The sequence below is a fragment of the Roseomonas sp. E05 genome (assembly GCF_030063475.1).
GTDB lineage: Bacteria > Pseudomonadota > Alphaproteobacteria > Acetobacterales > Acetobacteraceae > Pseudoroseomonas.
In genome coordinates this window covers 17,337-26,575 of the sequence record NZ_JASIRT010000011.1, presented here as the reverse complement: position 1 = coordinate 26,575, position 9,239 = coordinate 17,337, and the positions used below count along the sequence as shown (strand labels likewise).

Below are 9,239 nucleotides of genomic sequence, written 5' to 3'. Positions count from 1 at the left end.
CCCCGGAGCAGGTGGCTCAGTTCAGGAAGAGCTTGCCCGGGTTCAGGATGCCCTTCGGGTCGAGTGTTGCCTTCAGGCTGCGCATCACCGCCAGCACCTCGGCCCCGTGCTCCTGCTCCAGGAACTCGCGCTTGCCGAGGCCGATGCCGTGCTCGCCCGAGCAGGTGCCGCCCAGCGCCAGTCCCTGCGCGACGATCTGCCGGTCCAGCGCCCAGGCCTTCTCCAGCCCCTGCGGGTCGTCGGCGGGGAAGAGGATGACGACGTGGTAGTTGCCGTCCCCCACATGGCCGACGATGCAGGTGTTCTGCCCGGCGGCATCGGCCAGCGCCTTGGCGCCGGTGATGGCCTCGGCTAGGCGCGAGATCGGCACGCAGACATCGGTGGTGATGCCGCGGCAGCCCGGATAGAGGGCATTGGCTGCCCACCAGGCGTCATGCCGGGCCTTCCAGAGCTTGCTGCGCGCCTCGGCGTCGTGCGCCCAGGCGAAGCCCTTGCCGCCCATGTCCTCGGCGATGGCCTCCACCGCCGCCGCCTGCTCCTGCACGCCGGCCGGGCTGCCGTGGAACTCCAGGAAGAGCGTCGGCAGCGGCTGGAAATCCAGCTTGGAATAGGCGATCGAGGCGCGCATCTGGTCGGCATCGGCCAGTTCGATGCGGGCGACGGGAATGCCGGCCTGCATGGTCATGATGACGGTCTCGACCGCCGCCTGCAGGCTCTCGAACTGGCAGACGGCGGCGCTGGTCGCCTCCGGGATGCCCTGCAGCCGCAGGCGGATCTTGGTGACCACGCCGAGCGTGCCCTCGGAGCCGACGAAAAGCCGCGTCAGGTCGTAGCCATTGGCGGCCTTGCGGGTGCGGCCGCCGGTGGTGATCACCCGGCCATCGGCCAGCACCACCTCCAGGCCGAGCGTCGCCTCGCGCATGGTGCCGTAGCGCACCGCATTGGTGCCGGAGGCGCGGGTCGCCACCATGCCGCCGAGCGAACAGTGGCTGCCCGGATCGACGGGGAAGAACAGGCCCTGGTCGCGCAGGTGGTCGTTGAGCTGATGGCGGCTGACGCCCGGCTCCACCAGGCAGTCCATGTCCTCGGCATTGACCTCCAGGATGGCGGTCATGCGGCTGAGGTCGAGGCTGATGCCGCGCCGGAGCGGCACCACATGCCCCTCCAGGCTGGTGCCGGCGCCGAAGGGGGTGACGGGCACGCCATGCGTGTTGCACAGCGCCAGCAGGCGGGAGACTTCCTCGGTGCTCTCGACGAAGGCGACGGCATCCGGCAGCACGGGCGGATTGGCGTCCTCGCCCTTGGCATGCTGCTCGCGCACCGAGGCGTTGGTGGAGAGCCGGTCGCCCAGGAACGCCCGCGCGGCGGCGATCACGGTGTCCACGGGGTTGGCGGTGATGGTCATGCAGTCTCCTCTCCCCGCAGGAGCGGGCAGGTCAGGCAATGCGGGCCGCCGCCGCCCAGGGTGAACAGCGACAGCTCGGGGTCGAGCACGGTCAGCCCCTCCGCGCGGAGCGCGGTGTTCAGGGCCTTGCTGCCGCGGGCGGATACCACGCGTCCGCCGCCCAGGGCGAGGATGTTGCAGCCGAGCTGCATTGCGTCGCGGTAGGGGACGGGAAGGCAGCGGATGCCGTGCGCCGCCAGCCAGGCCATGAAGTCCTCCTCCAGCACCTCGGTGCAGGCGACGGCGAGGCCGGGCGCGGCCATGCAGAACAGCACGTCGAGATGGAGGAAATGCTCGTCGAAGGGCTCCAGCCGGACCTCCCAGCCCTCGGCGCGCAGCCAGCCGGCGAGCTGCTCCGCCCCTGCCTCATCCGTACGCCCGCCGGAATGGCCGATCACCGCCAGGCCGGGCCGCAGGATGTGGATGTCCCCGCCCTCCAGCGTGCCGGCGGAGGATTTGCGCCAGAAGCCGCTGCCATGCGCGGCGTGGAAGTCGAGCAGGGCGGCGTATTCGCCGCGGCGCTGCGGCCGCTCCAGCTGGCACAGCACCGGGCCGCGATGCGTCACCACCACGCTGTCCCGTGTATAGACCATGTAGGGCAGGTGCGGCTCGGGCTGGAGCTGGTGCACGCTGGCGCCGCCTTCCCGCAGCGCCGCCACCAGCTCGGCGTGTTGCGCGGCGAGATGGGCCGGGGCCGGGGCCTGCCGCGCCTCGGCCAGCGTGCGGCGGGCGATGCTGTTGGTGGGGAGCCAGCGGTAGTGGTCCGGCGGGCAGACCAGCACCTCCCGCAGCGCGCCGGTTTCCGAGGCGAGGCGCCAGTGGGGCGCCGCCGGGGCGGGAGCGTGGATCGTCGCGTGGGACATGGCGCCGCAGGCTACGCCCGCCCGCCGGGACGGGCCAGCGGAAAGCGGCCGCCTCAGGCGGCGGCGGCGGACCGGCCGGGATAGCGGCTGAAGCGGATCCCCGGACCGCCGTCCTGCGCGCCGTCATCGGCCAGGAAGACGATGCCCGCCTCCTCGAAGGCGCTGCGCAGCTTGTCCAGGATGCTGACCGTCACGTTGGGCACGCCATAGACCGACTCAATGCGCCGGATGCTGGCCTGGCTGACGCCCGAGCGACGCGCGAGTTCCTCGACCGGCCAGCGCAGCGCCGCCCGCGCCATTCTGACCTGGCAGGCCGTGAGCAGAAGTCCTCCGGGCAGCATGTTGCCTCCTCTCTGTGGGGAGCGCCAACCGCTCAGCCCTGCGCAAGGATTGCGTATCGGAGCCGCCTTGCAAACCGCTCCACACGCGCCCGGCCGTCTGCGACCGTCCGCGCACACCATGGCAAAAGCGTATCGATCATGCGTTCGGTACGTTGACGCTCACGCTATACCGGGCCTAGCGTTTTCCTCCATCCCGGAGGAAACGAAGATCCTATGGCAAACAAGGTGAAGGAGGCCTGGGCGCAGGGCCGAGCCGTGGTCAATGGCTGGCTTGCGATTCCCAACGCCTACAGCGCCGAAGTCATGGCTCAGGCCGGCTTCGACAGTCTGACCGTCGATATGCAGCACGGCGTGCAGGACTATCTCTCCGCCGTGGCCTGCTTCCAGGGCATGCAGCCGCACGCGGTGACGCCGATGGTGCGGGTGCCCTGGAACGAGCCGGGCATCATCGGCAAGGTGCTGGATGCCGGTGCCATGGGCGTGATCTGCCCGATGGTGAACACGGCGGAGCAGGCGAGGCAACTGGTTTCCTCCTGCCGCTACCCGCCGGAGGGCACGCGCTCCTTCGGCCCGATTCGCGCCGGCATCTACGGCGAGGCCGGTTCCTACTTCGCCACCGCGAACAAGGACGTCGCGGTCATCCCGATGATCGAGACGCAGGAGGCGCTCGACAATCTGGAAGCCATCCTGGATACGCCGGGCATCGACGGCATCTATGTCGGCCCTTCCGATCTCGGCCTCTCGCTCGGCCTGGTGCCGAAGCTGGACCGCGAGGAGCCGGAGATCATGAAGATCTACGAGCGCCTGCTGAGCGAGTGCGGCAAGCGCAACATCGCCGTCGGCCTGCACAATGCCACGGCCGCCTATGCCAAGCGGATGATCGGCATGGGCTTCAAGCTGGTCACCATCGGCAATGACAGCGGCCTGCTGCTGCAGGCGGCGCGCGTCGCGGTGGCGGGTGCGCGGGGCGAGGGCAGCGAGCAGGCGGCGCGGCACAGCCAGGCCGGCAGCCAGCGCGAGCCCGGCGAGCTGCGCAAGTAGGGAAAGCGGTGGGGGAGCAAGGCTCCCCCACGCATCTGCCGGCGCCGCTTCAGGCGGCGGCGCGCTGCGCGGCTGCCGGCAGCTTGGCGATCAGCGCCTTCAGCATTTCCATCTCGCCCGCGTCCAGGTCGGTCAGTGGCGCGCGCACCGGGCCGGCGGGGCGGCCGACCGCGGCGCAGCCCGCCTTCACGATGGAGACGGCATAGCCCTTCCGGCGGTTGCGGAGGGCGATGTAGGGCAGCACGAAGTCGCGCAGACCCTGGAACACCGCCTCGCGGTCATGCCGGCGCACCGCGGCGTAGAAGTCCTGCGCGAATTCCGGCACGAAGTTGAAGATCGCGGAGGAATAGGTCGTCACCCCCATCTCCAGATAGGGCAGGGCGAAGGTCTCCGCCGTCGGCAGGCCGCCGACATAGGTCAGCCGGTCGCCCATCCTGGCGTAGATCCGCGTCATCAGCTCGATATCGCCGACACCGTCCTTGAAGCCGACGAGGTTCGGGCAGCGCTCGCAGAGCCGCGCCAGCGTGTCCTCGTTCAGGATGGCATTGTCGCGGTTGTAGACGATGACGCCGAGCTTCGTGCTCTTGCAGACCGCCTCGATATGCGCGGCGAGGCCGGCCTGCTCCGAGTTCACCAGGTAGTTCGGCAGCAGCAGCAGCCCGTCGGCGCCCGCCGCCTCGGCCGACTGCGCCAGTTCCCTGGCGATGGCGGTGGCCATGCCGCAGGGGGCGATCACCGGCACGGCGCCATTCACCTCGTCCACGGCCGCCTTCACCACGGTGGCGATCTCAGCGGCGGAGAGGCTGAAGAACTCGCCCGTGCCGCCGGCGGCGAAGAGCCCGGCCGGCTTGTGGCCCAGCATCCAGCCGATATGCTCGCGGTAGGGCGCCGCGTCGAAGGTGAAGTCGGGCCGGAAATGCGTCACCGGGAAGGAAAGCAGGCCGCTGCCGATCTGCTTCGCCATCTCGGCGGGGATCATCTGGGGCATGTGCGGTTCCTCTGCCGTGCAAAACTGATGTCAGGTCATCCTATGTCTGGCAAGGTGGCAAGGTCCATGCCAGAAATGCACCGGCTTCAGCGCTTCACTGCCAGCCCCCGCGTCACCGCCGCCTCGCCGAAGCGGGCGCGCAGCTTCTCCATCGCCTCCCAGCGGGCGGCGCGGCGCGGCGCCTCGGCATCCACCAGGTCACCCAGATCGGCCCCGGCCCCGGGCAGCAGCGGCTGCGCGCCGATGCCGATGAGCCGGAAGGCCGTGCCGTCGGCCTCCCGCGCCAGCAGCGGCCGGGCGGCGGCGAAGAGCGTATCGGGCAGGCGGGTCGGCGCCGGCAGCCGGACGTGCCGCGTGCGCAGCGCGAAGCTGGCCGTCTTCAGCTTCAGCACCACGCCGCCGGCGGCGAAGCCCTTCTCCTTCAGCCGCCGCGCCAACTTCTCGCAGAGCCGCCAGAGCGGCGCCTCCAGCTCGGCCACCCCGCGCAGGTCCGCCTCGAAGGTGGTCTCGGCGCTGATCGACTTGGTCTCGCGGTTCGGGTCCACCCGCCGGCTGTCCTCGCCGCGCGCGCGGGCGGCGAGCGCCGGCCCCTCCTCGCCGAGCCGCGCCGCCGCCTCGCGCGGGGAGAGCGCCTGCAACTGCCCGAGCGTGACGAAGCCCAGCCCGTTCAGCTTGCGCGCCAGCACCGGCCCGACCCCCGGCAAGGCCGAGACGGGCTCCCCCGCCAGCACCGAGGCCGCCTCGGCGGCGCCGATCACCGCGAAGCCGCGCGGCTTGTCCCGCTCCACCGCCAGCTTCGCCAGCAACCGGTTCGGGGCGAGGCCGACCGAGACGGTGACGCCCACCTCCCGCTCCACCCGCAGCGCGAAGCGCGCCAGCACGGCGGCGGGCGGCGCACGGTGCAGCGCCGCGGTGCCGGAGAGGTCGAGCACCGCCTCGTCGATCGAAAGCGGCTGCACCAGGGGGGTGAGGTCTTCCATCAGCGCCCGGATGGCGCGGCTGGCGGCGGCGTATTTCGCCATCTCCGGACGGATCACCACCGCATCCGGGCAGAGGGAGAGCGCCTTGAACATCGGCATGGCCGAACGCACGCCCCGGATACGCGCCAGGTAGCAGCAGGCCGCCACCACGCCCCGCTTGCCGCCGCCGACGATCACCGGCTGCGCCCGCAGCTCCGGCCGGTCGCGTTTCTCCACGCTGGCGAAGAAGGCGTCGCAGTCCACATGCGCGATGGCGAGGTCGGTCAGCTCGGCATGCCGGACGATGCGCCGACCCTTGCAGGCCGGGCAGGTGGCCTCCTCCTGGAACAGGCGCAGGCAGTCGCGGCAGAGGGCGGGCATGGCCGTATTCTAGGGCGGAAAAAGGCCGGGGGAAGGAATTCCCCCGAACCCCCATCTTCTTTCTGTCAGTTCAGGGGCGGTCCCACAGGCGCGCAGCACCGAACACGCCGGAGGAGTCGCCGTGCCTCGCCCGCACCAGCCGCACCGCCGCCACGTCACCGAAGACATAGGGCGCCATGCGGCGCGGCACCTCGTCATAGAGGTGGTCCAGGTTGGAGAGGCCGCCCCCCAGCACGATGGCGTCCGGATCGATCAGGTTCGTCACGGCGGCCAGGGCCCGCGCCAGTCGGTCGGCATGGCGGTCCAGTGCCGCCTTTGCAGCCTCATCCCCGGCCGCGGCCGCCTCGGCGATGCCGCCCGCGTCGCGATGGCCGGCGCCCTTCCAGTCGGCGGCCAGCGCCGGGCCGCAGAGCCATGCCTCCAGGCAGCCCCGCTGGCCGCACCAGCAGCGCGGGCCGGGATGCTCCTCCGGCCGGGCCCAGGGCAGGGGGTTATGCCCCCATTCGCCGCCCACCCGGTTGCGACCCTCGATCAGCCGCCCCTCCACCACCACCCCGCCGCCCACGCCCGTGCCCAGGATGACCGCGAAGACCACGCCATGGCCCGCACCGGCGCCATCCGCCGCCTCGCTCAGTGCCAGGCAGTTGGCATCGTTGGAAAGCCGCACCGGGCGGCCGAGTCGCGTCTCCAGGTCGCGGTCCAGTGCGCGGCCGTTCAGGCACTGGGTATTGGCGTTGCGCACCAGCCCGGTGGCGGGGCTCAGGCTGCCGGGAATGCCGACACCGACCGTGGCGCCCTGAGCGCCGAGCGCGGCCTCGGCACCGGAGACCAGCTCCGCCAGCAGGCGGAGGATGCCGTCATAGTCGCCCGGCGTGGCGGCGCGCCGGCGCAGCCGCACCGCGCCCGCGTCGTCCAGTGCGACGATCTCCGTCTTGGTGCCGCCGAGATCAATGCCGATGCGGAGGGTCATGAGGAGCGAGAATAGTTCAGCGCAGGCTGGGGCGACAGGCCAGGGCCGGGGAGGGGACGGCGTTTCCTCTGGCCACCCGGCCTCCCGCGCTCAGTTGCGCCGCAGGGCCAGCGTCACGCCACTGAGCGTCAGGACCATCGAGAGGGCCTGGCGCAGGCCGAAAGGCTCGTCCAGCAGGGCGGCCGCCGTCAGCGTGCCGAGCAGGGGGACCAGCAGCATCCCGGTCGAGGCGGCGGAGGGCGGCAGGCGGCGCAGCGCGCCGAACCAGGTCAGGTAGCAGACCCCCATCGGAAAGATGGTCATGTAAAGCATGGCGCCGAGACCGGCGGGGGTCAGGGCGCCGAACTGCGGCTGCTCGAAAGCGAGGCCCAGCAGGAGCATGGGGAAGCAGCCCAGCCCGACCTGCCACGCCGTCGAGGCGACCGGCGCCAGCGGCAGCGGCGCCCCGTTCAGCACGGTGCCGAGGGCGAACAGCACCGCCGCGCCCAGCGCGAGGCTGACGCCGGGCAACTGCCCGCTGCCCGCCGCGAAGCTCTGCCCGCCGAGCAGCACGCCGATCCCCGCCACGCCCAGCAGCAGGGCGGCGATGCCACGCCGCGTCGGCCGCGTGCCGAGCACGGGCCAGGCGAAGATCGTCGCCCAGATCGGCATGGTATAGACCAGCAGCGCCCCCTCGCCGACGCTCACCCACTGCATGCAGAGCGAGGAAAAGCCCATCCAGGCGAAGACGTTGGTGAAGGCGGCACCGAGTAGCCGCGGCGTCGCCGCGCGCGGCACCCGGAGGCTCTGCCCGAGCAGCACTGCCACCAAAGCGAGGCCGGCTGCCGCCACCACGCCCGCGAGCCCGCGCGCGAACAGCGGCGGCCAGACCTGCAGCAGGAACTTCATGGCCACCCAGTTGAGCGCCCAGCCGCAGGCGGTGGCCAGCAGGCAGGCGATGCCCACCGCGCGTTCCGAGCGCCGGTCGGCCGGGGGAGGGCCGGGGAGGCTGCCGAGTTCCGCCTCCTCGACCTGCGCCAGGCTGCGGGTCATGCCGGCATGCCTTTCGGCCGCCGCGGGCGGCGGGTGAGCAGGGCCATGGTTCCCCTCGGGGGAATGGTGCTGGCCCTGCCGTGAAGTGCCACCTGCGGCCCGCCTGTCATGGCGCTTCCCTACCGGGCGCCACCACGCGTTCCATGTCGTGCAGGGCGCTTTCGAAGCCGTGCAGGACCGGCGCGCGCTCCTGCAGGGCCCAGCCGACCAGGCTGCCGCCTTCCAGCAGGCTGAGCAGCGTCAGGGCGACCTGCGCGGCCGGCGCGGGATGCGCCAGCTCCCCCGCTTCCTGCCCTGCGGCGACGATCCGGGTGAGCCAGCGCAGATGCATCTGGAAGAAGTCGCGGACCGCCTCGCGCAGGCTCTCCGGCAGGGCGGCGCGTTCCCCCGCGAGGGCGCAGCAGAGCGGCAGCATGCCGGCCTCGCAACTGGCCGCGAAGACATGGCCGAAGGCCCGCAGCCGCGCCGGTGCGCTGTCGTGTTCCGCCTCGATGGCGTGGAGCTGCTTCTCGAAGCCTTGCCGGTAGTCCTGGACCAGGGCGCGGCCCAGTTCCTCCTTGGAGGGGAAGTGGTGGTGCACGCTCGCCTTGCGGATGGCGACGTGCTCCGCGAGGTCGGCGAAGCTGAAGGCGGCATAGCCGCGCGTGCGCATCAGGGTTTCGGCGTGCCGGAGGAGGGCCGATCGGGTGCTCATCCGGTTTGCCTACCTTCCAGTAGGGAGGCCGTCAACGAAGGGCGGGATCCGGGGGAGGGTGGCGCCTTCCCTGGCCCCTGGCCTTGTGCCTCTGGCCGACCCATATCCCGATGATCGGCAGAGGGGAGGCGGGCGATGCTGGGCAGGCTTCTGGGTGCGATCACCGGCGATGCCGGGCAGGTGGAGCCGAAGGATCTCGGACCGCGCTTTCAGGAGGCGCTGCTCCCGGGGGAAGAGGTGCTGGCGGCCTTCCGCACCGTGCGGGACGGTTTCGCGCTGACCGACTGGCGCATCATGCTGCTGGACCGCCAGGGCGTCACCGGGTCCAAGACCGAGGTGGTGAGCGTTCCCTACAAGGCGATCTACCGCTTCTCGGTGGAGGCCGGCGGCACGGCCGATTTCGACGAGGAGCTGAAGGTCTGGGACCGCGGCGGCGCCGAGCCGCTGGCCTTCAGCTTCCGGCGCGGCACGGGGGCTGCCATGGCGGCGCAGCGCGTGCTGGCCGAGCGGGTGCGGGGCTTGTGAG

10 protein-coding genes are annotated in these 9,239 nt (G+C 71.7%); 2 read left to right on the top strand and 8 right to left on the bottom strand.

The genetic code is table 11. From position 1 onward, the window contains the following. Positions 1–16: 16 nt before the first annotated feature. From QMO56_RS13035 to QMO56_RS13025, 3 genes are read right to left on the bottom strand one after another with little or no spacing between them, the layout of a single operon-like run. Entirely contained in the window at positions 17–1,405 is a 1,389-nt protein-coding gene (locus tag QMO56_RS13035; RefSeq protein ID WP_283526334.1) for an FAD-binding oxidoreductase, read from the bottom strand. Continuing rightward, a complete protein-coding gene (locus QMO56_RS13030) occupies positions 1,402–2,307 on the bottom strand; it encodes a dimethylarginine dimethylaminohydrolase family protein (RefSeq protein ID WP_283526332.1) in 906 nt (301 codons plus the stop codon). The genes QMO56_RS13035 and QMO56_RS13030 overlap by 4 nt, the downstream gene beginning before the upstream one ends. Before the next feature lie 53 nt (positions 2,308–2,360). After that, positions 2,361–2,648 carry a helix-turn-helix domain-containing protein gene (locus QMO56_RS13025; protein WP_283526330.1) on the bottom strand — a complete coding sequence of 96 codons (288 nt, stop codon included), beginning with the start codon at positions 2,646–2,648 and terminating at the stop codon, positions 2,361–2,363. Positions 2,649–2,861: 213 nt separating this feature from the next. On the opposite strand from QMO56_RS13025, the gene QMO56_RS13020 reads away from it, so the two are divergent. Continuing rightward, positions 2,862–3,689: an HpcH/HpaI aldolase/citrate lyase family protein gene (locus QMO56_RS13020; RefSeq protein WP_283526328.1), complete on the top strand. Its 828-nt coding sequence runs from the start codon at positions 2,862–2,864 to the stop codon at positions 3,687–3,689. 49 nt (positions 3,690–3,738) lie between these two features. Here QMO56_RS13020 and kdgD read toward each other — a convergent pair whose 3' ends face one another. The 5 genes from kdgD to QMO56_RS12995 form a co-directional block, all read right to left on the bottom strand. Next, the gene (gene kdgD, locus QMO56_RS13015) at positions 3,739–4,677 is read right to left on the bottom strand and encodes a 5-dehydro-4-deoxyglucarate dehydratase (protein WP_283526326.1); all 939 of its coding nucleotides are present in this window, start codon (positions 4,675–4,677) and stop codon (positions 3,739–3,741) included. An 86-nt stretch (positions 4,678–4,763) separates the two neighbouring features. After that, positions 4,764–6,017, bottom strand: coding sequence for a DNA polymerase IV (locus QMO56_RS13010; protein ID WP_283526324.1), 1,254 nt, complete (start codon positions 6,015–6,017; stop codon positions 4,764–4,766). Between the two features lie 70 nt (positions 6,018–6,087). After that, on the bottom strand, positions 6,088–6,987 hold the full coding sequence (locus QMO56_RS13005) for an ROK family protein (RefSeq protein ID WP_283526323.1): 900 nt from the start codon (positions 6,985–6,987) through the stop codon (positions 6,088–6,090). Positions 6,988–7,077: 90 nt separating this feature from the next. Continuing rightward, positions 7,078–8,019, bottom strand: a complete 942-nt coding sequence (locus tag QMO56_RS13000) for a DMT family transporter (RefSeq protein WP_283526321.1) — start codon at positions 8,017–8,019, stop codon at positions 7,078–7,080. A gap of 106 nt (positions 8,020–8,125) precedes the next feature. Continuing rightward, positions 8,126–8,713: a TetR/AcrR family transcriptional regulator gene (locus QMO56_RS12995; RefSeq protein WP_283526320.1), complete on the bottom strand. Its 588-nt coding sequence runs from the start codon at positions 8,711–8,713 to the stop codon at positions 8,126–8,128. A 135-nt stretch (positions 8,714–8,848) separates the two neighbouring features. Between QMO56_RS12995 and QMO56_RS12990 the strand changes: the two genes are divergently transcribed. After that, positions 8,849–9,238 (top strand): PH domain-containing protein, encoded by a 390-nt coding sequence (locus tag QMO56_RS12990; protein WP_283526319.1) that lies wholly within the window; start codon positions 8,849–8,851, stop codon positions 9,236–9,238. The last annotated feature ends 1 nt before the right edge of the window (position 9,239 follow it).

What these genes read in the sequence shown, in the direction of transcription:
- QMO56_RS13035 (WP_283526334.1), bottom strand. Translation starts at nt 1,405, where the DNA reads ATGACCATCACCGCCAACCCCGTGGACACCGTGATCGCCGCCGCGCGG.
- QMO56_RS13030 (WP_283526332.1), bottom strand. Translation starts at nt 2,307, where the DNA reads ATGTCCCACGCGACGATCCACGCTCCCGCCCCGGCGGCGCCCCACTGG.
- QMO56_RS13025 (WP_283526330.1), bottom strand. Translation starts at nt 2,648, where the DNA reads ATGCTGCCCGGAGGACTTCTGCTCACGGCCTGCCAGGTCAGAATGGCG.
- QMO56_RS13020 (WP_283526328.1), top strand. Translation starts at nt 2,862, where the DNA reads ATGGCAAACAAGGTGAAGGAGGCCTGGGCGCAGGGCCGAGCCGTGGTC.
- kdgD (WP_283526326.1), bottom strand. Translation starts at nt 4,677, where the DNA reads ATGCCCCAGATGATCCCCGCCGAGATGGCGAAGCAGATCGGCAGCGGC.
- QMO56_RS13010 (WP_283526324.1), bottom strand. Translation starts at nt 6,017, where the DNA reads ATGCCCGCCCTCTGCCGCGACTGCCTGCGCCTGTTCCAGGAGGAGGCC.
- QMO56_RS13005 (WP_283526323.1), bottom strand. Translation starts at nt 6,987, where the DNA reads ATGACCCTCCGCATCGGCATTGATCTCGGCGGCACCAAGACGGAGATC.
- QMO56_RS13000 (WP_283526321.1), bottom strand. Translation starts at nt 8,019, where the DNA reads ATGACCCGCAGCCTGGCGCAGGTCGAGGAGGCGGAACTCGGCAGCCTC.
- QMO56_RS12995 (WP_283526320.1), bottom strand. Translation starts at nt 8,713, where the DNA reads ATGAGCACCCGATCGGCCCTCCTCCGGCACGCCGAAACCCTGATGCGC.
- QMO56_RS12990 (WP_283526319.1), top strand. Translation starts at nt 8,849, where the DNA reads ATGCTGGGCAGGCTTCTGGGTGCGATCACCGGCGATGCCGGGCAGGTG.